A 23,533-nucleotide genomic window follows, 5' to 3' on the forward strand; every position below is an offset into this window, starting at 1 on the left:
AGCGGGCCGGGCGGCGGGCAGGTCAGCCGGTCATGCGCCCCCACTGGGGTCCCAGGCGGGCCCATTCGGCGTCCCAGTGGGCCAGGCGGCGGCGTTCCAGGCGGGAGCGGAGGGCCAGACCGCCGAAGAGGGGGACGGCGGCGGCCGTCACTCCCACCAGCACGCCGGTCAGGGTGCCGCGGAAGGCCGCCTCGGAGGGAGTGGTGGGGCGGGAGACCAGGTGGCCCCGCGGATCGGTCCAGACGGTGACCGGGGTCCCGGCCCTGCTGCCGGGCGCGACCCGGGCCTGCCCGGTGTGGTTCTCGCCGTCGGGGGCGGTCCAGCGCACCTCGGCCCAGACGCGTTCGCCCCCGGAGCCCGCGGCGGTGGTCCGTCCGGGGGCCCGCGCGACGACGCGGGCGACGGTGGGCCGCCAGTCCGCGCGTTCCCGGGCCAGCCCGTGCTCCACCGACCGCGCCGCCAGCAGACCGGCCAGCACCCCGGTCACGACGGTCAGCAGCCAGGCGGCGAGCAGCAGCCAGGCCTCCACCACGTCGGCCCTCCGCCGCAGCGGATTGCGCCGCCAGCGCCACAGCCACACCTTGGGACCACGGAACGCCTTCAAAGGCATCCTCCTCACGAGCGCACCGACAGGCCGGACCGACCTCCCATACGGGCGGGGCCGCTCCGTTGCTCACGACGAGCCGTCACCCCGACGGTCGCACGAGTCACCCGGTTCGCGCAGGCTCATGCCGGAACCGGCCCGGCAGATCTCGGTGCCGGGGTGACGTCACCGCCGTGACCTGCGGTGACGCGCCTTGGCGGGGTGACTGTCAGTGGTGCGGTGCAGACTGACCGGTATCTGACGACTACCTGGACGAAGACGTCCCGGAGGTGATCGGCATGACCGAGGTCCTGCTCACCGTGGGTACCCGCAAGGGCCTGTTCATCGGGCGACGGCGAGGTGGCACCTGGGAGTTCGACGACCGCCCCTGTTTCAACGCGCAGGCCGTGTACTCGGTCGCCATCGACACCCGCGGCGGCACACCGCGGCTGCTGGCGGGCGGCGACAGCGCGCACTGGGGCCCGTCGGTGTTCCACTCCGACGACCTGGGCCGCACCTGGACCGAACCGGCCCGGCCCGCCGTCAAGTTCCCCAAGGACACCGGCGCCTCGCTGGAGCGGGTCTGGCAGCTGCACCCGGCCGCCGCCGAGCCGGACGTGGTGTACGCGGGCACGGAACCGGCCGCGCTGTACCGGTCCGAGGACCGCGGGGAGAGCTTCGAGCTGGTGCGTCCCCTGTGGGAGCACCCGACCCGCTCCCGTTGGGTGCCGGGCGGCGGCGGTGAGGGCCTGCACACGGTGCTCACCGACGCGCGCGACCCGCGGGCGGTGACCGTGGCCGTCTCCACCGCCGGGGTGTTCCGCACCGCGGACGGCGGGGCGAGCTGGTCGCCGTCCAACTCCGGGGTGTCCGCGGTGTTCCTGCCGGACCCCGACCCGGAGTTCGGCCAGTGCGTGCACAAGGTCGCCCGGGACGCGGCCGACCCGGACCGGCTGTACCTGCAGAACCACTGGGGTGTGTACAGAAGCGACGACGCGGGCGCGCACTGGACCGACATCGGCGCGGGCCTGCCGTCGACGTTCGGCTTCGCCGTGGCCGCCCATCCCCACCGCGGCGGCACGGCGTACGTCTTCCCGATCAACGCCGACGCCGACCGGGTCCCCGCGGACCGCCGCTGCCGGGTCTTCCGCACGGCCGACGCGGGCGGGAGCTGGGAGCCGCTGACCAAGGGGCTGCCGGAGGAGGACCACTACGGCACGGTGCTGCGCGACGCGCTGGCGACGGACGACGCGGATCCGGCCGGGATCTACTTCGGCAACCGCAACGGCGAGGTGTACGCCTCGGCCGACGACGGCGACAGCTGGCAGCAGCTCGCCTCGCACCTGCCGGACGTGCTGTGCGTGCGGGCCGCGGTGATCGCCTGACCCGGCGGCCTTCCGGCGGCGCCGGCGAAGGAGGTGGACGCGGAGGCGGTCGGCGGAGTCGGCGGTCCGGTCATCCTCGGCCGGCACCGGTCGTAGCGTGATCGCCGACCGGTGAACGGCAGTAGGGTGACGCCCGTGGCACCACGACCCTTGCACGAAATCGTCGAACCCGGCTGGGCGAAGGCCCTGGAGCCCGTCGCCGGACGGATCGCCGCCATGGGCGACTTCCTGCGCGCGGAGATCGCCGCGGGACGCACCTACCTCCCGGCCGGGGCGAACGTCCTGCGCGCCTTCCAGCAGCCCTTCGACGAGGTACGGGTCCTGATCGTCGGTCAGGACCCGTACCCCACCCCGGGCCACGCGGTCGGCCTGTCGTTCTCGGTCGCGCCCGAGGTGCGCCCGCTGCCGCCGAGTCTGATCAACATCTTCCGCGAGCTGCAGACCGACCTGGGGCTGCCTCTGCCGTCCACCGGCGACCTCACACCGTGGACCCAGCAGGGGGTGCTGCTGCTCAACAGGGCGCTCACCACGGCGCCGCGCAGCCCGGGCGCGCACCGGGGCAAGGGCTGGGAGGAGGTCACCGAGCAGGCGATCCGGGCCCTCGCGGGACGCGGCAAGCCGCTGGTGTCCGTCCTGTGGGGCCGCGACGCCCGCAACCTGCGCCCGCTGCTGGGCCGGCTGCCCGCCGTGGAGTCGGCCCACCCGTCGCCCATGTCGGCCGACCGCGGGTTCTTCGGCTCGCGTCCGTTCAGCCGGGCCAACGACCTGCTGATCCAGCAGGGCGGACAGCCGGTGGACTGGCGCCTGCCGTGACCGTCCCCGGCTACCTGGCCGTGGACTCAGGGGGCTCGGGCCTCCGGGTCGCCGTCGGTGTCCCGGGGCGGGCGCCGTCGGCCCGGGGAGCGACGGCGGAACCGGTCCGCACCGGTGCCCGGGGGATCGATCCCGGGCATCTGACGGCCCAGTTGGTGCCCCTCGTCCTGCACCTGAGACAGCAAGCCGGGCTGGGCGAACTGGGCACGGCCGTCGTCGGCGCCGCCGGGTTCGCATCCCTGGGCGACGCCCTGCGCGCCGAACTGCCCGGCGCGCTCGGCCGCGAGCTGGGCGTGCGGACCGTGGCGCTCGCCGCCGACGCGGTGACGGCGTACGTCGGCGCGCTCGGGCCGCGTCCGGGTGCCGTCGTCGCCGCGGGCACCGGCCTCATCGCGATCGGGACCGACCTGACCCGCTGGCGGCGCGCGGACGGCTGGGGCCATCTGCTGGGCGACTGCGGCGGCGGGGCCTGGATCGGGCGGGCGGGCCTGGAGGCGGCGCTGCGCGCCCACGACGGCCGCGACGGCGGCTCCGCCGCGCTGCTGGCCTGCGCGGAGGAGCAGTTCGGCCCGGTGCGCGGGTTGCCCGGCCTGCTCTACCCGCGCGCCGACCGCCCGGCCGTGCTCGCCTCGTTCGCCCCCCGGGTGGCCGACAGCGCCCCGCACGACCCCGTGGCCGCCGGCATCCTGCGCGCCGCCGCCCGCAACGTCGCCGAGTCCGCCGCGGCCGTGTGCCCGGCCTCCGGCGAGCCCGACGTGGCGCTCACGGGCGGCCTCCTGAAGATGGGCGCCCCTCTCCTCGCACCGCTGCGCGAGGAGTTGTCGCAGCGGTTGCCGCACGCGCGGCAGGTCCCGGCCGAGGGCGACCCGCTGCACGGCTGCGTGCGGATCGCCGACGAGCTGGCGGCGGGCCGGCTCGCCCTCCCGGGTGAGCCCACGCTGCTCTGCGTGTTTCCCGCATAACGGCGGTTCTGTGCGAGTTGTCCGGCGCGTACCTGAAACACCTGCCAAGAGGGCGTAACTCAGCAGACAAAACCGGACGGATACCGCTCACCTGCACCCTCCCCGAACAGGGGAGCCCAGGAAGTTAGTAACATGCGGCGCCATGAGCTCCCCCACTGGGCCCGCGTCCGGCCTGCCAGTACGAATGCCGCGACCCCGCCAGCCCGGACGGCACCGCCGGCCGGAACCGCTGGTGGCTCCCGAGGGCGCGCCCGCGCTCGTCCTCGCGGTGCCCGGCGTGCCCAGCGCCGCCACGCGCAGCCTCGCCGAGGAGGTCGTGAGCATCGCTCGTTCCGAGCTGCCCGGCCTGGATGCCCGGATCGGGTACCTGGACGGGGACGACACCGAGTTCCCCAGCCTGAAGGCCGTTCTGACGCGCGCCGCCGAGGAGCGCACCGCCCGCTACGAGCGGGCCCTCGCCGCCGGTGCCGAGGTCAAGGAGCCCGACGGCCCGGTCGCCGTCGTCGTCCCGCTGCTGGCCGGCCCGGACAGCTCGCTGCTGCGCCAGATCCGCCAGTCCGTGATGGACAGCCGGGTCGCCGCCGAGCTGACCGACGTGCTCGGCCCGCACCCGCTGCTCGCCGAGGCGCTGCACGTGCGCCTGTCCGAGGCGAGCCTGGCGCGCGCCGACCGTGCGCGCCTGTTCACCGTGGCCACCGCCGCGGACGGCATCATCCTGGCCTCCGTGGGCGGCGAGGAGGCCGTGCAGGCGGCCGGCATCACCGGCATGCTGCTCGCCGCGCGCCTGGCGGTGCCGGTGATGGCGGCGGCCCTGGACCAGGACGGCTCGATCGCCTCGGTGGCCGAGCAGCTGCGCTCCTCCGGCTCCCAGCAGCTGGCCCTCGCGCCGTACCTGATCGGCCCGGAGATCGACGCGGCGCTGCTCACGGCCGCCGCCGAGGAGGTGGGCTGCGCCACGGCCGAGGCGCTCGGCGCCTACCCGGCGATCGGCAAGCTCGCCCTCGCCAAGTACACGACCGCGCTGGGCATCGCCCCGCAGCCGGCGCAGGGCACGCCGGCCCGCTGACCGGCACGTCGCCCCCGGACACGGCGAAGGGCCCGCTCCAGTAGCTGGAGCGGGCCCTTCGCCGTGTCCGGGGGGGGCGGGCCTCTCGCCGCCTCACGGGGCCGGTCGGCCGAAAACCACGCAGGACGCCGCGGCGACCTGCACGGAGCCGTCGTAGCGGGGCAGACCGGTCCGCTCGTCGAGCGCGAACCAGGTCACGTCCCCGGAGCGCTCGTTGGCCGCGTAGAGGAACCCGGCGTGCTCGGCCAGGGCGCGGGGCCAGTGCCCGCCGCACGGCACCGTGCCGATCAGGCGCAGCCCGTCCGCCCGGACCGCGAAGACGGACAGGACGTCCTCGCCGCGGGTCGCGGTCCACACGAAGCGGCCGTCGGGCGCCACGACGATGCCCGAGGGGTAGGCGTCGCCCGCCGGGGCGCCCGGCAGGACCGGGACCTCGGCCAGCGGCTTCAGCGCGCCGCCGGCCGCGTCCCAGCGGCAGACGGTGACGGTCGGGGTCAGTTCGTTGAGCACGTAGGCGTGCTCGCCGTCCGGATGGAACGCCAGGTGGCGGGGGCCCGAGCCGGGACGCAGCGCGATCTCGCGGTGCAGGGCCACGGCGCCGCCGTCCAGGGTGCACACCCGGACCGAGTCCGTGCCGAGGTCGACGCTGACCGCCCACCGGCCGCTGGGGTCGGGCTGCACCTGGTGGGCGTGCGGGCCGCGCTGGCGCCGGTCGTGCGGACCGGAGCCGGTGTGCCGGAGCTCTCCGGAGGGCGCGCCCAGGGTGCCGTCCGGGCGTACCGGGACGGCGGTGACGCTGCCGGAGCCGTAGTTGGCGGTCAGCACGTGCCCGGCGTACACGCTGAGGTGGGTGGGGCCGCCGGCGCCGACCGGCACGGGCGGACCGGCGGGCTCCGGTTTGTCGCCGCCGACGCGGAACGCGGCGACGGCGCCCTCGGCCGTCTCGCTGACCGCGTAGAGCATGGCCCCGTCCGGGGACAGGGCCAGGTAGGAGGGGTCGGGGACGGTGCCGAGGCTGCCGGTGAGCGTGAGGGCGCCGGTGCCCGGGTGGACCTCGGCGGTGACCAGGCCCGGGCCGCCCGCCGCGGTGAACGACCCGATGAACGCCCTGTGCCGTCTGCCGCCCTGTGCCACCGCTGTCCCCTCTCGGTCCGCGCCAGTGCCGACGGTAGCAGTCGACCGGCTTCGGTCTAGACCAAGCGGGAGGCCGTTTCTCTCAGGCCTCCACCAGCGGGGTCACCGGCCGTGCGCGCAGCGGCTCGGCCAGTTCGGCGAGCGCGCGCTCCAGGCCGTGCAGATGGGCGAGGGCGGGCTCGGCCGGGGTCTCGGCGGGCCGGTGGAGGTGTCCGGAGCCGCCCTCGGTGAGCGCCTCGACCGCGGCCTCCACCCGCCAGCAGGCGGCGGCCAGCCGGGCGTCGTGGGAGGCCTCGGGGTCCGCGGCGACCGCGACCAGACCGCGGATCTCCCGGGCGCAGTCGTCGAGGAGGGCCAGGACCCGCCGGGCGCGCCGCTTGCGGCCGAGCACCGGGTTCAGCGGGTGCACCAGCGGAGCGACCGAGAGCCGCACCCGCCCGAGCAGCCCCTCCAGCTCCGCCACCCGGGGCGCCGGGTCGGCGGTGGGAGAGCCGGCGAGCCGGGCGGCGGCCTCGGCGGTGCAGGCGTGCACGCAGCGCAGGGCCCGCTGGATCCAGGCGTCGGTGGTGGCGTGGGTCGTGACGGGCAGCACGAGCAGCACGGCGAGCGCGGCTCCGAGGGCGCCGACGCCGGTCTCGGCCAGGCGCAGGGCGAGCAGGCCGGGGTTCAGGACGCCGAGCAGGCCGTAGAGCAGCTCGGCGAGCAGGGTCACCCAGAGCATCATCCACGTGTAGGAGACGGCGGCCGTGTAGAAGATGCCGAAGACGCAGACCGCCAGGAGGACGAGGGTGGGCAGGGGCGCGCCGTGCAGGGGGACGGCGACGAGGAGGCCGAGGCCGATGCCGACGACGGTGCCGAGGACCCGCCGGAAGCCGCGGACCAGCGTCTCGCCGCGCGAGGCGGTGTTGACGAAGACCCACCAGGTGGCGCCCACGGCCCAGTACCAGCGCTGCCCGGACACCAACTGCCCCGCGGCCAGCGCGAAACCCGACCCGGCGAGCGCCTGGACCGCCTGCCGTGTGGTGACGCGGGCCAGTCCGGTGCCGCCGGGCGGCGCGGGCACGACGGCCGGGGGCAGCCGGCGTTCGTAGCACCACAGGCCGAAGCGCACCACGGCGGCGGCGAGCACGGACAGCAGGAGGGCGGCGTACAGGCCGGGGAGCTGTGCGGGCACGGCGTGCAGGAACTGCGCCATGAAGAAGGTCATGAAGGCGAAGACGCCGAGGCTGTGCCCGCGCGGGCCCCAGCGGCGCGCGTACACGCCCGCGCCGACCACGGCGAGGAAGACCAGGTCCCGTGCCACGGGGAACGCGTGCAGCTCGGCGGCGGCGGCCAGCACCGGCACGCCGACGGCCGGCAGCAGCGCCGTGGTGACGGCCTGCCCGCGTACGGTGGCGTCGGCGACGGTGAACAGGGCGAGCAGGGCCGTCAGGCCGCCGGTCACGGCACCGGCGAGGGACTGCCCCGCCAGTTCGCACCCCACGACCGCCAGGGCGATGCCGAGGACGGCCCGCGCGGCGAAGCGCAACCGCGCCCGCCCCGGGTCCGGAGCCACGAACACCCTCTTCAGCACGGAGTCCCTCCCCGGAGAGCACAGAAAAGGCGCCGCGGGGTCCGCAGCGCCATCGACGGCCCCATGAGAGCATCAAAGAGGTCGATGGCTCAAGTCTCGACCGAATCACTGGTCCATTGGCGTAATTCTCAGCCCTCTCCTCCACCTCCTCGAAGACAATTGGCCCAGGTGGGACGGCACAGCTCCCCCTTGTGCTCCTGGGCCATTGGTACAGTCGACGCCATGAGCGTGGACGAACTCGACACCCGCATCCTGCGGCTGCTGCTGGAGCAGCCGCGCACCAGCGTGCGCGAGTACGCCCGCATCCTCGGCGTCGCCCGAGGGACGCTCCAGGCCCGTCTGGACCGCATGGAACGGGACGGTGTGATCACCGGCACGGGTCCCTCGCTCTCCCCGGCCGCGCTCGGCCATCCCGTGCTGGCGTTCGTGCACATCGAGGTCACGCAGGGCCATCTGGACGACGTGGGGGACGCGCTGGCCGCCGTACCGGAGATCGTGGAGGCGTTCTCGATCACGGGCGGCGGGGATCTGCTGGCGCGGGTGGTGGGCCGGGACAACGCCCATCTGGAGGACGTGATCCAGAAGCTGATCAGCATGCCCGGCGTGGTGCGCACCCGCACCGAGGTGGCGCTGCGCGAACGGGTGCCGTACCGGCTGCTGCCCCTGGTGGAGTCGGTCGGGCGGGCGGCGCGCGGCTGACGCCCGACGCGTCGACGTCCCGTCGCCCGGCGGGTACGCCGCCCGGTCGGCGTAACGCCCGGCCGCGCGGTCGCGGGGGCGGCGTCACGGCCGTACGGCGCCCGGAGGCGCGGGTGCGAGGCCGGCGGCGGGCGGTTCCGCCGCGCGGCGGGCCGGGCGACTGCTTAGCGTGACCCCATGACCACAGTCCAGGCCCAGCCCGCCCCCGACGACCGGCGGTGGAAGGCGCTCGGGGTCTGTCTCACGGCGGGCTTCATCTCGCTGCTCGACACCTCGATCGTGAACGTGGCACTCCCCTCGATGCAACGCGGGCTGGGCGCCTCCGAGGCCGACCAGTCATGGGTGGTCTCCGGGTACGCCCTCGCCTTCGGGCTCGCGCTCGTCCCGGCGGGCCGGCTGGGCGACATGCGCGGGCGGCGGCAGGCCTTCCTGTTCGGGCTCGCCCTGTTCACGCTGGCCTCGGCGGCGTGCGGGCTGGCGCCCGGCGCGTTCTGGCTGGTGCTGTTCCGGCTTCTCCAGGGCACGGCGGCGGGCATGGTCGCGCCGCAGACCTCGGGGCTGATCCAGCAGATGTTCCAGGGCGCCGAGCGCGCCAAGGCCTTCGGGCTGCTGGGCAGCGTGATCGGGGTGTCGACGGCGGTGGGCCCGCTCGCGGGCGGCCTGCTGATCGATGCCGTCGGCACCGACGACGGCTGGCGCTGGGTGTTCTTCGTCAACCTGCCCATCGGGGTGGCGGCCCTCGCCGCGGGGGTGCGGCTGCTGCCCCGGTACCCCCCGTCCACGGACAGGCGCGAGGAGTTCGACCTGTTCGGGGTGGCCCTCCTCGGGGCGGGTGTGCTCGCACTGATGCTGCCCCTGGTGCAGGAGCAGCAGTGGACCGGACGGCAGAAGTGGGCGCTGCTGCCGGTGGCCGCGCTGCTGCTGGCCGCGTTCTGGGCGTGGGAGAAGCGGCAGGGGCTGCTTGGGCGGGCCCCACTGCTCGACCTGGGCCTGTTCTCCCTGCGGTCCTTCACACTGGGGGCCTTGATCAGCCTCTCGTACTTCGCGGGCTTCACGACGGTGTTCTTCGTCTACTCGCTCTACCTGCAGAACGCGGTCGGCTACAGCGCGCTGGCGTCGGGGCTCACCGTCCTGCCCTTCGCGGCGGCCTCGGCGGTCGGCGCCGCCCTCGGGGGCCGGCTGGTGGTGCGGTTCGGCCGCAGGCTGGTCGTCATCGGTCTGAGCGCGGTGGCGGCGGGGCTGCTCGGCGTGGTCCTGGCGGTGCAGTTCGCGCCCGGGCAGGACGTGGGCTGGGCCACGGCGCTGCCGCTGCTCGTCGGCGGGATCGGCTCCGGCCTGACGGTCTCCCCGAACACCACGCTCACGCTCACCCGGGTGCCCGTCCACCGCGCCGGCGCGGCCGGCGGTGTCCTGCAGACCGGGCAGCGCGTCGGTTCGGCGGCCGGCATCGCCGTGGTGGGCGCGGTCTACTTCGCCCACCTGGCCAACCACGGCCGCCCCGGCACGGCGCTGCAATTCGGACTGCTGACCGCGGTGGGGATCATCCTGGTCGCGGTGGCGCTGGCGGTCGCCGACATGCGGGAGCGGCACCTGAACCCGGCCCCGGTCAGTGCGGGGGCGGGGGCCCGCCGGGGATCGGAGGAGGGCGGGGCGGAGGAGAGGGTCGGGCGGGGGGCCTGAGGAGACGGGGCGGGCTGCGGCGGGTCTTCCGCTTGCCGGGCCTCGCGGCCCTGCGCCGGGCCGGGCCGGTCTCAGGACCTGCGGCGCGGCTTCCCCCGCTTGGCCGGCTTGCCGCCGCCCGAGCGGCCCCGCGCGGTCCCACCCGCCGACTTGGCGGCAGACGGCTTTTGACGCGTACCCGCTTGGTCCGGCCGCTTCCGCTGCTGCCCCTTCTGCTCCTTCCGCGGCTTCTGCTCGTCGGATTTCGCCGCCGTGCGGCCCCGCGTGCTGTTGACCGTGCGGCCGCGGACGATGCCGATGAGGTTCTCCACCAGATCGGTGGTGGCCTCCTCCGGCCACGACAGCGCGACGGTGGACCGGGGGGCGTCGACGACGGGGCGGTAGGTGAGGTCCTTGCGGTGGTGGAGGCGGGCCAGCGACTGCGGGACGACCAGCAGGCCGACGTTCGCCGCCACCAGCTCGATCGCGTCCGCGGTCGTGGCCGGGCGCTCGAAGGCGGGCTCGCCCGGCGGGCTGTCCCAGTCGAACACGTCGTCGAGGGGGTGGAAGAGCACCTCGTCGGACAGGTCGGCCAGGGTCACCTCGTCCACCGCCGTGATCAGGTGGTCCTTGGGGACGACGACCACCGAGGTCTCGGTGTAGAGCGGGATCGCGCTGAAGAACGTACGGTCGACCGGCAGCCGTACGAAGCCCGCGTCGGCCTCTCCGCCACGCAGGAGCTCCGCCGCCTCGGCCGCCGGGACCTGGACGAGGGTGAGCGGGACGTCCGGCAGGCGCTCGTTCCAGATCCGCACCCACTTGGCGGGGATCACTCCCGGAACGTACGCAAGCCGGAACGACGGTGGTGCCTCCGAGCCTGTCACCAGGTCAGGTTACCGGGCGTGGTCGGGCCGCCCGCGCCCGGCCGATACCCTTGACCTCATGAGTTCGCAGCAGAGCACCCAGACGATGAAGCCCGCGACCGCGGCGAAGAAGCTGGGTGTGTACCTCCCCGCCACCCCCGCCGAGTTCCAGGAGGGTGTGGTCTCGCGCGCCGAGCTGAACGAACTGCAGGCCAACCCGCCCCAGTGGCTGCGCGAGCTGCGGGAGAACGGCCCCCACCCCCGCCCGGTGGTCGCGGCCAGGCTCGGCGTCTCCATCGCCGGTCTCGCCCGCGGAGGGGTCACCGACCCGCTCACCACCGAGCAGATCGAGGCGCTCAAGCAGGAGCGGCCCGAGTGGCTGGAGAAGGAGCGCGCCACCCAGGCCGAGGTCCGCAAGGAAGCGGCGCGGATCAAGAACCTGAAGCAGGAGAAGCAGGACAAGGACGCCTGACGCCCGTCGCCCTGTCAGCCCAGGAAGCTCAGCCGCACCTGCCGGTCGGGGTTGTCCCGGTTCGTGTCGACCAGGCACACGGACTGCCAGGTGCCCAGCTCGAGGCGGCCGCCGATGACGGGGAGGGTCGCGTGCGGCGGCACGATCGCGGGGAGGACGTGGTCCCGGCCGTGGCCGGGGCTGCCGTGGCGGTGCTGCCAGCGGTCATCGGCGGGGAGCAGGGTGTGCAGGGCGGCCAGCAGATCGTCGTCGCTGCCGGCGCCCGTCTCGATGACGGCGATGCCGGCCGTCGCGTGCGGGACGAAGATGTTCAGCAGGCCGTCACGGCCCGCCGCGGCCTCGCGCAGGAACTCCGCGCACTCGCCGGTGAGGTCGACGACGCGCTCCCGGGACCCGGTGGCGACGTTCAGGACTCGCGTGGTGAAGACATCTGACATGCCCCCATCCTGACCCAGGCGCCGGGTTCCACACGTCAGGGGCGCCGGGCGGCCGGGAAGATCCCGGGACATGACCGGGTTGGTAGCGGCGTGGACGCAACACGCGAGGTCGAGGTCGTCGTCATCGGTGCCGGACAGGCCGGGCTGTCCAGCGCCTACCACCTGCGGCGCACCGGTTTCGAGCCCGGCCGTGACTTCGTGGTGCTGGACCACTCCCCCGGGCCGGGCGGTGCCTGGCGGTTCCGCTGGCCGTCGCTGACGTACGGCAAGGTGCACGGGATGCACTCCCTGCCCGGCATGGAGCTGACGCAGGCCGATCCGGCGCGGCCCTCGGCGGAGGTCGTCGGCGAGTACTTCGACCGCTACGAGCGCGCCTTCGGGCTGCGGGTGCGGCGGCCGGTGGACGTGCGGGCCGTGCGCGAGGGGGACGGCGGGCGGCTGCTGGTGGAGACGTCGGACGGCACCTGGCGCACCCGCGCGCTGATCAACGCGACCGGCACCTGGGACCGGCCGTTCTGGCCGCGTTACCCCGGCCAGGAGACGTTCCGGGGACGGCAGATGCACACCGCGCAGTACGCCGGACCGGAGGAGTTCACCGGCCGGCGGGTCGTGGTGGTGGGCGGTGGCGCGTCCGGCACCCAGCACCTGCTGGAGCTCGCCCCCTACGCGGCCGCCACCACCTGGGTCACCCGGCGGCCGCCGGTCTTCCGAGAGGGCCCGTTCGGCCAGGAGGCGGGCCGGGCGGCCGTCGCGCTGGTGGAGGACCGGGTCCGGCAGGGACTGCCGCCGCGCAGCGTGGTCTCCGTCACCGGGCTCCCGCTCAACGACGCCGTCCGGCAGGGCCTGGCCGACGGGGTGCTGGACCGGCAGCCGATGTTCGACCGCGTCACCCCGGACGGCGTGGAGTGGCGGGACGGCCGGCACGTGGACGCCGACGTCATCCTCTGGGCCACGGGCTTCCGGCCCGCGCTGGACCACCTCGCGCCGCTGCGGCTTCGCGGGCCGGGCGGGGGCATCCAGGTGGACGGCACCCGTGTGGTCTCCGACCCGCGCATCCATCTCGTCGGCTACGGGCCGTCTGCCAGCACCGTCGGCGCCAACCGGGCCGGGCGGGCGGCCGTGCGCGACATCCGGCGGCTGCTGTCCGGTGAGCCGCTGGAGCCGGCCGCGTGACGAGACGCGGGCTCAGTGGGCTGGCGGCGTGGCCGCAGGCCGGGTGACCGCGGACCGCTGCGGGCTCGGGCTGCCGCTCGGCAGGGGTGGCTGCGTCGACGGCTGGTGGCGGGCGTTGAACTCGGCGACGTTGCGCAGGTGCTCGGTGTAGTCGGCGGTGAAGCGGGTCTCTCCGGGATCGATCGTGACGAAGTACAGCCAGTCACCCGCCGGCGGACTGGTCACCGCGCGGATCGCGTCCTCGCCGGGGTTGCCGATGGGGGTGGGCGGCAGGCCCAAGCGCTGGTAGGAGTTGTACGGGTTGTCCATGCGGACGTCGTCGATGCTGGTGTGCACGGCGGTACGGTTCAGCGCGTAGTTGAGCGTGGAGTCCATCTGCAGCGGCATGCCGCGCTGCAGCCGGTTGAAGACGACGCGCGCCACCTTGCCCATGTCGGCCTTCGTCGCGGCCTCCGCCTGCACAATGCTGGCGATGGTGACCGTCTGGTAGACGTTCAACGCGTTGAGCTGAGCCCCGGCCGCGACCGGCGCCTTGTGGAACTCGTCGTTGGCGGTGTCGACCATCTGACGCAGCACTGACTCGGGAGTGGCGCCCTTCGCGACGGGATAGGTCGCGGGGAACAGGTAGCCCTCCGGGTTGCCGGCCGCCTCGCTCGGCAACTGCAGGTGGGCCTTGTCCAGGGCCACGCGGGTGCTCCCCGGGGGCAGTCCGAGCGTCCGGTCGACGGCGTCGTACACCTGGCTCGCGCGCCAGCCCTCCGGGACGACCAGCGTCCGCGTCGGGGTGCCGGTCTCCGGCGCCGGACGACCGCCGTTCGGCTTCAGCAGCGGCACCGCCACGGCCGCGCCCACCAGCACGGCGCCGGTCGCGACGAGGGCGACCCTGCCCCGGCGTGTCAGACGCAACGCCCCATCTCGCACAGCGCCCCGCCGCACCGTGCCGCGGCGTGCCGTGCTCCGTGGCATCGTGCTCCGTAGCGCCGTACCGCGCCGCCTCGCGCTCCGTCGCGGAGTGTTCATCTGCATGCGGGCACGGTAGTACGCAGACGACATCAAATCCGACATATCGTCATCTTGTCGGCCACGGTTGCGCACCAGCCGCCGACTCGGGCCCCTGCCGGGCGGCCCGCGCCCCGCCCCGCCGCGTCAGCCCGCCGGCTCCAACTGCGCGTCGCGGCGCACCAGGGCCGCGTACCGCCCGTCGAGGGACAGCAGTTCCTCGTGCGTGCCCTGTTCGGCGACCCGGCCGGAGTCCAGGACCACGATCTGGTCGGCGCTGCGGATGGTGGACAGGCGGTGGGCGATCGTGACGGTCGTCCGGTCGGCGGACAGGGCGTCGATGGCATCCTGCACGGCGGCCTCCGTCCGGGTGTCCAGAGCGCTGGTCGCCTCGTCGAGGATGAGGACCGGCGGGTCGCGCAGGATGGTGCGGGCTATGGCCAGGCGCTGCTTCTCGCCGCCGGAGAAGCGGTGGCCCCGTTCGCCGACGACGGTGTCGTAGCCGTCGGGCAGTGCGGCTATGTGGTCGTGGATCTGCGCCGCCCTGGCCGCCGCGTGCAGTTCCTCGTCGGTGGCGTCCGGCTTGGCGAAGCGCAGGTTCTCGGCGACCGAGGCGTGGAAGAGGTACGTCTCCTGCGAGACGACGCCGACCGCGCGGGCCAGGGTGTCGAAGTCGAGGTCGCGGACGTCGACGCCGTCGAGGGTGACGCGGCCGCCGGTCACGTCGTACAGCCGCGGCACCAGATAGCCGAGCGTGGACTTGCCGGCGCCGGTCGGGCCGACGACGGCCAGGCTGCCGCCGGCGGGGACGGTCACGTCGATGCCGTCGAGCACGGGACGGGTCGCTTCGTCCTGGTCGTAGCGGAACTCGACGCCCTCGAAGCGGACCTCTCCCTTGATCCGGTCGAGGTGCACCGGCTGCGCGCGCTCGGTGATGTCGACGGGCAGGTCCAGGTACTCGAAGATGCGCTGGAAGAGCGCGAGGGAGGTCTGTATCTGGACGCCGGTCGCCAGCAGGCTCACCGCGGGCCGGAACAGGCCCTGCTGGAGCGAGACGAAGGCGACGATGGTGCCGAGCGAGACGCGCGGGCCGCCGAGCTGGAGGGCCAGGCCCGCGGTCCAGTAGATGACGGCGGGCATCGCGGCCATCACGATGGTGATGACGGCCATGCGCCAGCGCCCGGCCATGTTCGACCGGACCTCGAGGTCGACCAGGCCTTCGGACTCCTCGGCGAAGGACGCGGTCAGCGAGTCGGAGCGGCCCATCGTGCGGCCGAGCAGGATGCCGCTGACGGAGAGCGATTCGGTGACCGTGGCGGCCATCGCGGCCATCTGCTTCTGCCGCTGGGTGGTGATTCTCTTGCGTTCGTTGCCGACGCGGCGGCTGATCCACACGAAGACCGGGAGCAGGAGCAGGGAGACGACGGTCAGCCGCCAGTCGAGCGCGACCATCGCGACGATGGTGGCGACGACGCTGGTGGCGTTGGAGACCAGCGAGGTCGCGGTGGAGGTGACGGTGGCCTGCATGCCCCCGATGTCGTTGGCGATGCGGGACTGCACCTCGCCGGTGCGGGTGCGGGTGAAGAAGGCGAGGGACATGCGCTGCAGGCGGCCGTAGACGGCGGTGCGCAGGTCGTGCATGACGCGCTGGCCCACGGTGGTGGAGATCAGCGTCTGCAGCACGCCGAAGACGCTGGAGAGCACCGCGCTCAGGATCATGCCCAGGGCGAGCAGGCTCAGCAGGCCGGTGCGGCCCTGCGGGATCGCGACGTCCAGGGTCTCCTTGAGGAGGAACGGCGTGGCCACCGAGACCAGCGAGGAGGCGCCGACCAGCACGCCCACGATCGCGAGCCGCCCGCGGTAGGGGCGGAAGAGACGCAGGATGCGGCGGACCTGCCGCGGCTGTTCCCCGGCGTCGGCAGGTGGGGTCCAGGAGGGTTCACGGTCGGGATGCATGGGCTCCTACGGAGGTGAGCGGGCGCCGGCATGGGACCGCCGGCGGCGACTGACGGATCGTAGCTCATTGTTACCTATACTCACAATGAACGGCATCCTGATATTGTTCCCGCATGACCAGCCCCGATCCCGACGGCCTGCTCGCCGAGCAGTTGCTGCGGCTCACCCGCCGGGTCCACCGCATCCAGAAACGCCACCTGGAGCGGCGCGACCTCGCCATCACGCCGGCCCAGTCCCGGCTGCTGCGCACCCTGGCGCACTGCGACTCCCCTCCCCGCATGGCGGACCTCGCCGAGCGCCTCGAGGTGGTGCCCCGTGCGGTGACGACGCTGGTCGACGCGCTGGAGGCGAGCGGCAAGGTGCGGCGGATGCCGGACCCGGCGAACCGGCGGGTGACCCGCATCGAGCTGACGGACGACGGCCGGGCGGCCCTGCGCGAGCTGCGCGGGGCGCGCCGGTCGGCGGCCGAGGAGATCCTCGCGCCGCTCACCGAGAAGGAGCGCCAGGTGCTCGGTGTGCTCCTGGACACGCTGATCGAGGGAGAGGCCGCCGCACCCGCCAAGCACTGCTGAGGCCGCCCCTCCGGACCGGGCGCAGGAGGAGTTCCCGGACTCAGCAGCGGATGCGGTCCTGCGTCAGCACCCCCTGCACGGTGGTCAGGGAACGGTCGTAGCAGCCGTCCGAGCCACGGCGACGGTACCGCTCGCTCGATGTGCCCACCGCGTGGCGCTGCTCGCGCGGGACGTTCACCGTGTACGTGGCGTCGCCGCTGTAGGTGTCGTCGAGCCGCCACCACGCGGTGCGCCGGCCGCCTTGCCGCTGGACGAGGGCGGCCCGGTCGCCGAGGGTCAGCACGGTGCGCAGCCGGCCGTCCGGGTCGAGGGTCGTGGTCCCGTTCACGGTGTACGTCAGGTGCGTGTGCGTCGTCCGCGCGGGGCCGGCCGCGCCTGCGGTGGTGACCGCCTCGTCGTCCGTCCAGGTCGCGTCCAGCCCGTCCGCGTTCTCGCCGTCTGTCCAGCGGTGCGCGGAGTGGTTGGCGAGGGTGCGGGTGACGGTGGTGGCCACACGTCCGTGCGAGGTGTCGAGGTATCCGGCCACGGTGAGCCGGTGTCCGGCCTCGGTGTCGACCCGGTTCTGCGTACCGGGCGTGTAGACCGAGGAGTCGGCGAGGTCCGTCGCCCGGTTCACGGTCAGCGCCCCGGTCAGCCGGGCACGGTGTGCGTCCTGCCAGACCAGGACGTTCACGGGTGTGCTCCAGCCGGACTGCCCGGCCGGCACGCCCACGACGGAGACCTCCACCCGGTGCGGGCGGCCGTCGTCGAGGAGCGCCGCGAACGGAGTGAGGTCGTACTCGACGGGCCGCACGTCGAAGGCCCGCGGGCCCGGAACGACGTACCAGAGGTAGGGATTGGACCAGCCGCCTGTCCACACGTGCGGGAACGGCGCGGCGATCCCGGCCAGTTGTCCGTCGACCCTGATCTGCACCTCCCGGTACGGACCGCGATCGGCCTTGCAGGAGTACGGCGCCGGGTCGGCCACGGTCAGGTACCAGAACTCCTCGCAGCCGCCGCCGGACCCGGTGGCGTACACCTCGGCGACGATGCGTTCGCTGTTGCGCGCAGTGGTGAGGGTCGTGGCGCCGGGCGTGCCGGCCAGGGTGAGGACGCGGTCGGGGGCCGGGCTCGCGGGACGGCCCGCGTAGAAGGTGAGGGTCACCTCGACGTCGATGACGCCGGTGTAGGTGTCGTCCACCACGTTGCCGATGAGCATCTCGACGTCCTGCGCCCGGCGGAAGGTGTCGCTGTAGCGGGTGACGTCCTTCTCCACGCGCCAGGCGATGCCGTCGGGTGACGGCTCGGGTGTCGAGGTGCGCAGGATCTCGACACCACCGACGTGCAGATAGCCCAGGCGGTCGAACTGACGGCCCTTCACCGTGCCGTCGAGCCGCAGCACGACCTTGCTCCAGCGCTCGCCGCAGCCTCGGGGCGGCGTGTACGCGCCCCGGTAGGGGCTGAAGTCGCGGAATCGCGCCTCGGCCAGGGTGACCCGGCAGGATGTGGTGTGCGGCCGCGGGACCTGCGGGGCCGCGGTCACCGGGTCGTGCCAGTCGGTGCCGAACTGTGGCGGCACGTCCGCGGCGTGCGCGGCGGCAGCCCCGGTGCCGAACAGCGTGCTCACCAGGAGGGTCGCTCCGGCGAGCATGGACATGACTAACCGTCTTCTCATGGCCGGTTTTCTACGGGGAGACCTGTCTGCCCGCAATAACGCCTTCCGGCCGATCCGCCGCGGTCGCCGTGAAAGCGCCGGCGGCGCGGTCAGCCGCCCAGGTCCGCCCGGTCGCCCATGACGATCACGGGGTGCCGGGCGGGGTCGAGCGTGCGCAGCAGGTACCGCATGGCTTCCTCGGAGACGCTGACGCAGGCCGAGGTACCGCTGCCGTGGTCCAGATGCAGCCAGATACCCCCGCCCTTCTCCTGGCCCAGGGGTCGGGTGCCGTCGAGCGGCGCGGTGCCCTTGACGCGGTTGTAGTCGATGGCGATGACGTAGTCGAAGTCGTGCCGGTGGGACGCGGCCCAGTACCGCGGGGTCGCATAGCCGGCCGCGTTGTGGTCGTACGGCAACTTGGCACCCGGGTCCGGCAGTACGCCTCCCGCGTCGGAGAGGGTGAAGACGCCGACCGGGCTGCGCTTGTCGCCCTCGTGGTGGTCGGTGGTCCAGCCCTGGCGGCCGTTGTGCGCGGGCCAACTGCCCGCCGCGTGCCAGCGCGTACCGCGCCGGGTGTACAGCATCACCGTGGTCTCGGCCGAGTTCCTGCCCGCACCGGTCGCGACGACGACCTGACTGGAGTCGGCGGGTATGTGCCGGTACAGGCGGTCACCGATGCCCGGGATTCGGGTCGAGTCGGCCGGTGGACTCTGCGACGCCTTGGCCGCCGAGCCGGGCGCCCCACCCGAACGGGTGCCGCCGCCTCCGGAGGCACCACCGCAGGCGGACAGACCCGCCAGCAGGGTTCCGAACGCCGCCACTCCTGCCGTCACACGCCACACACCGTCGATCCGCACGCGACCCATGGTCGCATCCCCCTTCCCAAGGCCGTGCGCCCACCCCGGTATTGGACACGCCGGGGCCCCGCCTGCGCGACGGGCTTGTCCCCGCGTCACCGGAGCCGGACCGAAAGCGGCTCCGATCCGGCGGACTTCACCGGGCGGGTGGAAAAACCGGTTGAAATTCGCCGTGCCGCGACGCGACCCTTTCACGGTTTGCTGCCGCCGCTTGCCGCCATCTCCTCCGCCCTGACACGAGCCACTGGGACGTCATGCAGATCCAAGACCTTCCGTATTCCGACCCGGGCGTACCGGACGCGCGATCGGGTCCTCACCTCCTGTGGTGGCTCTGGCGCAATCAGCTGGGTGGCCAGCTGAGGTCGCTGGCCTGGGGCCTGCTGCACTTCGTCTCCGTCTCCGCGCTGCCCTTCTGCGTGGGCCTCGCCATCCAGGCGGTCGTCGAGGAGTCCGGCACCGACCTGGCCCTGACGGGTGCTCTGATGCTGCTGTGCGGCATCGGGATCGCGGTGGGCGACACCTTCCTGCACCGGGCCGCCGTCACCAACTGGATCACCGCCGCCGCCCGTGTCCAGCAACTGCTGGCCCGCAAGGCCGCCCACCTCGGCTCCGCGCTGACCCGGCGCGTCGCGGCCGGCGAGGTCGTGGCCGTCTCCACCGGGGACGTGGAGAAGATCGGCTGGTTCGTCGAGGCCCTGTCCCGGTTCACCGCGGCCGCGGTGACGGTCGTCGTGGCCTGCGTCGGCCTGCTCGTCTACCAGCCCGCCCTGGGCGTGGTCGTCGCCGTCGGCCTGCCGGTCGTGGCACTCGCCGCTCTGCCCCTCCTGCCCCGGGCCACCCGCCGCGCCGACCTCCAGCGCGAGAAGGCCGGCCGCGCGACCGAACTCGCCTCGGACACCGTCGCGGGGCTGCGCGTCCTGCGCGGCATCGGCGGCGAGGACCTGTTCCTGGACCGCTACCGGCGTGCTTCGCAGGAGGTCCGGCACGCCGCCGTGCGCAGCGCCCGCATGTGGTCGCTGATCTCCGCGATTCAGGTGCTGCTGCCCGGACTGCTGCTGATCGCGGTCGTCTGGCACGGCATCCACCTGGCCCGCCACGGCCGGATCACGGTCGGCGAACTGGTCACCGTCTACAGCGCCGTCATGATCCTCAGCTATCCACTGCGGCACTTCGAGGAGATCGCCATGGCGTACTCCTTCTCCCGGCCGTCGGCCAAGCGGGCCGCACGCGTGCTGTCACTGGAGCGGCCCACGGACGCCGGAGGATCGCGCGAGGCCGGAGTGCCCCGGGGCGATCTGTACGACCCGGCCACCGGTCTGCTCGCGGCGGAGGGCCTGCTCACCGCGGTGGTGTGCGGCGACCCGGACGCGGCCGGGCGGCTCGCGGAACGCCTGGGCGGCCATCCCGCCGAGCCGGGCGTATCGGTACTGCTCGGCGGGGTGCCGCTCGACGACCTTCCGCTCGACAGCGCCCGCACCGCGGTCCTCGTCCAGGACAAGGACCCGGTGCTGCTGTCCGGCACGCTGCGCGAACTGCTCGACGTGCCCGCCTCCGGTGCCGTCAGCGCCGAGGACGCGCTCGCGGCCGCGCAGTGCGAGGACGTGCTGGAGGCCCTGGTGCAGGGGTCGCTGGAGGCCGCCGACCCGATGGACGCGCGCATCACCGAGCGCGGCCGCTCGCTGTCGGGCGGCCAGCGCCAGCGGCTCGCCCTGGCCCGGTCCCTGGTCACCGATCCCGGGGTCCTGGTCCTGGACGAACCGACCTCCGCGGTCGACTCGCACACCGAGGCCCGCATCGCGGACGGTCTGCGGCGGCTGCGCACGGGGCGCACCACGGTGGTGTTCACCTCCTCGCCCCTGCTGCTGGACCGGGCGGACCGGGTCGCCCTCGTCCACGAGGGCGAGGTCCTGGCGGTCGGCGTGCACCGCGAACTGGTCGCCACCGACCCCCGGTACCGGGCCGTGGTGACCCGGGAGACCGAGGAGGACCCGGCGCCGGCCGGCGCGGACCGGAACCTGACCGGGCAGGGCGCCCTCCTGGGTGCCTCGGACAAGCTCGCAGAGATCGAGGAGAGCGCATGATCGGCGTTGCGCCACCGGCGTACGACCCGGCGGCCCCGACCACCGCCACCACCCTGCCCGTCGGCGCCGCCGCCACCGTGCGCGCCTACGTGGCCGAGCTGTTCCGCCGGCACCGCCGGGCCTTCCTGCTGCTCATCGCCGTCAACACCGTGAGTGTCGTCGCCTCCATGGTCGGCCCCTACCTGCTCGGCGGCCTCGTCGAGCGGGTGTCGGACAAGGCGCGGGACCTTCATCTCCCCGCGACCGCCGGGGTGTTCGTCCTCGCGCTGGTCGTGCAGGCCGTCTTCGTACGGCAGGTGCGGCTGCGCGGTGCGATGCTCGGCGAGCGGATGCTGGCCGACCTGCGCGAGGACTTCCTGGTGCGCTCGGTCGGGCTGCCGCCGGGCGTGCTGGAGCGGGCGGGCACGGGCGACCTGCTGTCCCGCATCACCACCGACATCGACCGCCTCGCCAACGCCATGCGGGAGGCCGTGCCGCAGCTGGCCATCGGCACCGTGTGGGCCGTACTGCTCCTCGGCGGCCTCGTGGTGACGGCCTGGCCGCTGGCGGCCGCCGTCCTGCTCGCGGTACCGGTGCTGGTGGCCGGGTGCCGCTGGTACTTCAGGCGGGCCCCCGCCGGTTACCGCTCCGAGGCCGCCGGGTACGCCGCCGTCGCCGCCGCGCTCACCGAGACCGTGGACGCGGGCCACACGATCGAGGCGCACCGCCTGAGCGACCGGCGCATCGCGCTCTCGGAGCAGCGCATCAAGGAGTGGACGGCCTGGGAGCGGTACACCCTCTGGCTGCGGTCCGTGCTGTTCCCGGTCATCAACACCGTGCACCTCACCGTGCTCGGCTCGGTGCTCATGGTCGGTGGCGTCTTCGTGCTGCGGGGCTGGATCGACGTGGGGCAGCTGACCACCGGCGCCCTCATCGCGCAGATGCTCGTCGACCCGGTGAACCTGATCCTGCGCTGGTACGACGAGGTGCAGGTCGCCCAGGTGTCGCTGGCCCGCCTGGTCGGCGTCCGGGACATCGAGCCCGATGCGGGAGACCCTGGGCTGGCCCCGGCCGGCCGGGACGTGCACGCGGACCGGGTGCGCTTCGGCTACCGCGAGGGCGTCGACGTGCTGCGCCAGGTCTCCCTGGAGGTCGCCCCGGGCACCCGGCTGGCCCTGGTCGGGCCGTCCGGCGCGGGCAAGTCCACCCTGGGCAGGCTGCTCGCCGGCATCTACGCGCCGCGGGACGGCCGTGTCACCCTGGGCGGCGCCGAGCTGTCCAGGATGCCGGCGGAACGCGTCCGCTCCCACGTCGCCCTCGTCAACCAGGAGCACCACGTCTTCGTCGGCTCCCTGCGCGACAACCTCCTGCTGGCCCTCCCCCACCCCCGGCTCCTCCCGAGCGGGGAGACCCCCGGCGACCTGGACGCCGAGCTGTGGGCGGCACTGGGCGCGGTCGACGCGGACGGCTGGGCGAGGGCGCTGGACGACGGCCTGGACACCGAGGTCGGCTCCGGCGGGCTGACGCTGACCCCCGCACAGGCCCAGCAGATCGCGCTGGCCCGGCTGGTACTGGCCGACCCGCACACGCTGGTCCTGGACGAGGCGACCTCGCTGCTCGACCCGCGCGCGGCCCGCCACCTGGAGCGCTCCCTGGCCCGCGTCCTGGACGGCCGCACGGTCGTCGCCATTGCCCACCGCCTGCACACCGCCCACGACGCCGACATGATCGCCGTCGTGGAAAGCGGCCGCATCAGCGAGCTGGGCAGCCACGAGGAGCTGGTGGCGGCGGACGGGGCGTACGCGGCCCTGTGGCGGTCCTGGCACGGGTGAGAGGGCGCGGGCGCGGGGATGAACGGCGTCGTCCACAGGTGACGTCGGGCCCCGGCAAGAGCCCGTGGGGAGATCCCGGCCCCGGCGTTCCGCCACCGGCGGGACGCCGTGCCGTTGCGCGGTGCCGAACAGCAGTGGAAGGCTGGAGAGCGGCACCGGCTCGGGGAACGGCCGGGGACCCCGCGGTTCCCGTCGTGCGCACCCTGTGCCGAGCGTGCCGGCGGCGCGCCGCCCCTCGCCGGGGCACGAGGCCGCCCTCACCACCTGGAGGTACCCGTGGACAGCGCCGACGGATGGGGGGATGACGTCTACCAGCCCGATCCCTCCGAGATCCGGGAGGACTCGGGTGTGCTCGACGTCGAGGACACACTGGACTTCGACGGCGTCGAAGACCCCCTCGACCGCGGCTGGTCCCCTCCCGAGCGGCCGTGGGCGGTGGAGCACACCGGGGTGACGGCGCGCGAACGCCAGACCGGGGAGACGCTGGACCAGCGGCTCGCCGAGGAGCTGCCCGAAACCGCCGCGCCGGACAGCGACGGTCTCGGCGACTGCGAGGGCACCGACGGGGAACTCCTCGACAACGAGGTCGGCGCCCTGCGCTCCGGCCGCCTGGTGGCCCCCGACGAAGGGGTGCACGAGGACGAGGAGAGTGCTCTCGTCGCCACCGACGTCGGCATCGACGGGGCTGCCGCCTCCGCCGAGGAGGCCGCGATGCACATCGTCGACGAGGACACCCTTCCCGGCTGATCCGGACGACCGGGACGCCGCCGGCGACGGGGGCGGACCGGTCGCCGCCCGCCCGACC

At 74.1% G+C, this 23,533-nt stretch carries 21 protein-coding genes; 12 read left to right on the top strand and 9 right to left on the bottom strand.

Features of this window, described 5'->3' with window-relative positions; all coding sequences use genetic code 11:
• Positions 1–22: 22 nt before the first annotated feature.
• The gene (locus AQJ66_RS05765; protein WP_079060083.1) at positions 23–604 is read right to left on the bottom strand and encodes an Rv1733c family protein; all 582 of its coding nucleotides are present in this window, start codon (positions 602–604) and stop codon (positions 23–25) included.
• A gap of 278 nt (positions 605–882) precedes the next feature.
• Here AQJ66_RS05765 and AQJ66_RS05770 point away from each other — a divergent pair, with 278 nt between their 5' ends.
• From AQJ66_RS05770 to AQJ66_RS05785, 4 genes are all read left to right on the top strand, one after another.
• A complete protein-coding gene (locus tag AQJ66_RS05770; protein ID WP_061918308.1) occupies positions 883–1,968 on the top strand; it encodes a WD40/YVTN/BNR-like repeat-containing protein in 1,086 nt (361 codons plus the stop codon).
• 135 nt (positions 1,969–2,103) lie between these two features.
• Positions 2,104–2,781, top strand: a complete 678-nt coding sequence (locus AQJ66_RS05775; RefSeq protein WP_061917521.1) for a uracil-DNA glycosylase — start codon at positions 2,104–2,106, stop codon at positions 2,779–2,781.
• Complete coding sequence (locus AQJ66_RS05780; RefSeq protein WP_061917524.1) at positions 2,778–3,743, top strand: N-acetylglucosamine kinase; 966 nt, start codon at positions 2,778–2,780, stop codon at positions 3,741–3,743. Before AQJ66_RS05775 ends, AQJ66_RS05780 begins: the two co-directional genes overlap by 4 nt.
• A gap of 142 nt (positions 3,744–3,885) precedes the next feature.
• On the top strand, positions 3,886–4,809 hold the full coding sequence (locus AQJ66_RS05785) for a sirohydrochlorin chelatase (protein WP_107118863.1): 924 nt from the start codon (positions 3,886–3,888) through the stop codon (positions 4,807–4,809).
• Between the two features lie 93 nt (positions 4,810–4,902).
• Here the strand turns inward: AQJ66_RS05785 and AQJ66_RS05790 are convergent, their stop codons facing one another.
• The gene (locus AQJ66_RS05790; RefSeq protein ID WP_061917530.1) at positions 4,903–5,943 is read right to left on the bottom strand and encodes a lactonase family protein; all 1,041 of its coding nucleotides are present in this window, start codon (positions 5,941–5,943) and stop codon (positions 4,903–4,905) included.
• Positions 5,944–6,025: 82 nt separating this feature from the next.
• Positions 6,026–7,516 (bottom strand): FUSC family protein, encoded by a 1,491-nt coding sequence (locus AQJ66_RS05795; RefSeq protein WP_061917533.1) that lies wholly within the window; start codon positions 7,514–7,516, stop codon positions 6,026–6,028.
• 222 nt (positions 7,517–7,738) lie between these two features.
• Between AQJ66_RS05795 and AQJ66_RS05800 the strand changes: the two genes are divergently transcribed.
• On the top strand, positions 7,739–8,215 hold the full coding sequence (locus AQJ66_RS05800) for an Lrp/AsnC family transcriptional regulator (RefSeq protein ID WP_061917537.1): 477 nt from the start codon (positions 7,739–7,741) through the stop codon (positions 8,213–8,215).
• 177 nt (positions 8,216–8,392) lie between these two features.
• A complete protein-coding gene (locus AQJ66_RS05805) occupies positions 8,393–9,895 on the top strand; it encodes an MFS transporter (RefSeq protein WP_061917540.1) in 1,503 nt (500 codons plus the stop codon).
• Between the two features lie 71 nt (positions 9,896–9,966).
• Here AQJ66_RS05805 and AQJ66_RS05810 read toward each other — a convergent pair whose 3' ends face one another.
• Positions 9,967–10,758, bottom strand: a complete 792-nt coding sequence (locus AQJ66_RS05810) for a LysR family substrate-binding domain-containing protein (RefSeq protein WP_208611288.1) — start codon at positions 10,756–10,758, stop codon at positions 9,967–9,969.
• 58 nt (positions 10,759–10,816) lie between these two features.
• Here AQJ66_RS05810 and AQJ66_RS05815 point away from each other — a divergent pair, with 58 nt between their 5' ends.
• Positions 10,817–11,209, top strand: coding sequence for a DUF5997 family protein (locus AQJ66_RS05815; protein ID WP_061917546.1), 393 nt, complete (start codon positions 10,817–10,819; stop codon positions 11,207–11,209).
• Between the two features lie 14 nt (positions 11,210–11,223).
• On the opposite strand, the gene AQJ66_RS05820 is transcribed toward AQJ66_RS05815, so the two are convergent.
• Entirely contained in the window at positions 11,224–11,646 is a 423-nt protein-coding gene (locus tag AQJ66_RS05820; RefSeq protein ID WP_061917550.1) for a YjbQ family protein, read from the bottom strand.
• 90 nt (positions 11,647–11,736) lie between these two features.
• Here AQJ66_RS05820 and AQJ66_RS05825 point away from each other — a divergent pair, with 90 nt between their 5' ends.
• On the top strand, positions 11,737–12,819 hold the full coding sequence (locus tag AQJ66_RS05825; RefSeq protein ID WP_061917553.1) for an NAD(P)-binding domain-containing protein: 1,083 nt from the start codon (positions 11,737–11,739) through the stop codon (positions 12,817–12,819).
• A 12-nt stretch (positions 12,820–12,831) separates the two neighbouring features.
• On the opposite strand, the gene mltG is transcribed toward AQJ66_RS05825, so the two are convergent.
• Both mltG and AQJ66_RS05835 read right to left on the bottom strand, forming a co-directional pair.
• Positions 12,832–13,785, bottom strand: coding sequence for an endolytic transglycosylase MltG (gene mltG / locus AQJ66_RS05830; RefSeq protein WP_079060084.1), 954 nt, complete (start codon positions 13,783–13,785; stop codon positions 12,832–12,834).
• 180 nt (positions 13,786–13,965) lie between these two features.
• Positions 13,966–15,774, bottom strand: a complete 1,809-nt coding sequence (locus AQJ66_RS05835; RefSeq protein WP_061917558.1) for an ABC transporter ATP-binding protein — start codon at positions 15,772–15,774, stop codon at positions 13,966–13,968.
• A 113-nt stretch (positions 15,775–15,887) separates the two neighbouring features.
• On the opposite strand from AQJ66_RS05835, the gene AQJ66_RS05840 reads away from it, so the two are divergent.
• A complete protein-coding gene (locus AQJ66_RS05840) occupies positions 15,888–16,346 on the top strand; it encodes a MarR family winged helix-turn-helix transcriptional regulator (protein WP_061917561.1) in 459 nt (152 codons plus the stop codon).
• Positions 16,347–16,386: 40 nt separating this feature from the next.
• Here the strand turns inward: AQJ66_RS05840 and AQJ66_RS05845 are convergent, their stop codons facing one another.
• Complete coding sequence (locus tag AQJ66_RS05845; protein WP_244162755.1) at positions 16,387–18,000, bottom strand: peptide-N4-asparagine amidase; 1,614 nt, start codon at positions 17,998–18,000, stop codon at positions 16,387–16,389.
• An 89-nt stretch (positions 18,001–18,089) separates the two neighbouring features.
• Positions 18,090–18,845 (bottom strand): L,D-transpeptidase family protein, encoded by a 756-nt coding sequence (locus AQJ66_RS05850; protein ID WP_061917568.1) that lies wholly within the window; start codon positions 18,843–18,845, stop codon positions 18,090–18,092.
• Positions 18,846–19,090: 245 nt separating this feature from the next.
• On the opposite strand from AQJ66_RS05850, the gene AQJ66_RS05855 reads away from it, so the two are divergent.
• From AQJ66_RS05855 to AQJ66_RS05865, 3 genes are all read left to right on the top strand, one after another.
• Positions 19,091–20,917: an ABC transporter transmembrane domain-containing protein gene (locus AQJ66_RS05855; RefSeq protein ID WP_061917572.1), complete on the top strand. Its 1,827-nt coding sequence runs from the start codon at positions 19,091–19,093 to the stop codon at positions 20,915–20,917.
• On the top strand, positions 20,914–22,728 hold the full coding sequence (locus AQJ66_RS05860) for an ABC transporter ATP-binding protein (RefSeq protein WP_061917575.1): 1,815 nt from the start codon (positions 20,914–20,916) through the stop codon (positions 22,726–22,728). Before AQJ66_RS05855 ends, AQJ66_RS05860 begins: the two co-directional genes overlap by 4 nt.
• 276 nt (positions 22,729–23,004) lie before the next feature.
• Positions 23,005–23,475: a DUF5709 domain-containing protein gene (locus AQJ66_RS05865; RefSeq protein ID WP_061917577.1), complete on the top strand. Its 471-nt coding sequence runs from the start codon at positions 23,005–23,007 to the stop codon at positions 23,473–23,475.
• Positions 23,476–23,533 lie beyond the last annotated feature (58 nt).

Origin of the sequence: Streptomyces bungoensis, assembly GCF_001514215.1 — a bacterium.
GTDB classification, from domain to species: domain Bacteria; phylum Actinomycetota; class Actinomycetes; order Streptomycetales; family Streptomycetaceae; genus Streptomyces; species Streptomyces bungoensis.

Coding starts and splice junctions, on each gene's coding strand:
- AQJ66_RS05800 (WP_061917537.1), top strand. CDS start 7,739: ATGAGCGTGGACGAACTCGACACCCGCATCCTGCGGCTGCTGCTGGAG.
- AQJ66_RS05855 (WP_061917572.1), top strand. CDS start 19,091: ATGCAGATCCAAGACCTTCCGTATTCCGACCCGGGCGTACCGGACGCG.
- AQJ66_RS05815 (WP_061917546.1), top strand. CDS start 10,817: ATGAGTTCGCAGCAGAGCACCCAGACGATGAAGCCCGCGACCGCGGCG.
- AQJ66_RS05820 (WP_061917550.1), bottom strand. CDS start 11,646: ATGTCAGATGTCTTCACCACGCGAGTCCTGAACGTCGCCACCGGGTCC.
- mltG (WP_079060084.1), bottom strand. CDS start 13,785: ATGCCACGGAGCACGGCACGCCGCGGCACGGTGCGGCGGGGCGCTGTG.
- AQJ66_RS05860 (WP_061917575.1), top strand. CDS start 20,914: ATGATCGGCGTTGCGCCACCGGCGTACGACCCGGCGGCCCCGACCACC.
- AQJ66_RS05845 (WP_244162755.1), bottom strand. CDS start 18,000: ATGAGAAGACGGTTAGTCATGTCCATGCTCGCCGGAGCGACCCTCCTG.
- AQJ66_RS05785 (WP_107118863.1), top strand. CDS start 3,886: ATGAGCTCCCCCACTGGGCCCGCGTCCGGCCTGCCAGTACGAATGCCG.
- AQJ66_RS05840 (WP_061917561.1), top strand. CDS start 15,888: ATGACCAGCCCCGATCCCGACGGCCTGCTCGCCGAGCAGTTGCTGCGG.
- AQJ66_RS05770 (WP_061918308.1), top strand. CDS start 883: ATGACCGAGGTCCTGCTCACCGTGGGTACCCGCAAGGGCCTGTTCATC.
- AQJ66_RS05850 (WP_061917568.1), bottom strand. CDS start 18,845: ATGGGTCGCGTGCGGATCGACGGTGTGTGGCGTGTGACGGCAGGAGTG.
- AQJ66_RS05805 (WP_061917540.1), top strand. CDS start 8,393: ATGACCACAGTCCAGGCCCAGCCCGCCCCCGACGACCGGCGGTGGAAG.
- AQJ66_RS05835 (WP_061917558.1), bottom strand. CDS start 15,774: ATGCATCCCGACCGTGAACCCTCCTGGACCCCACCTGCCGACGCCGGG.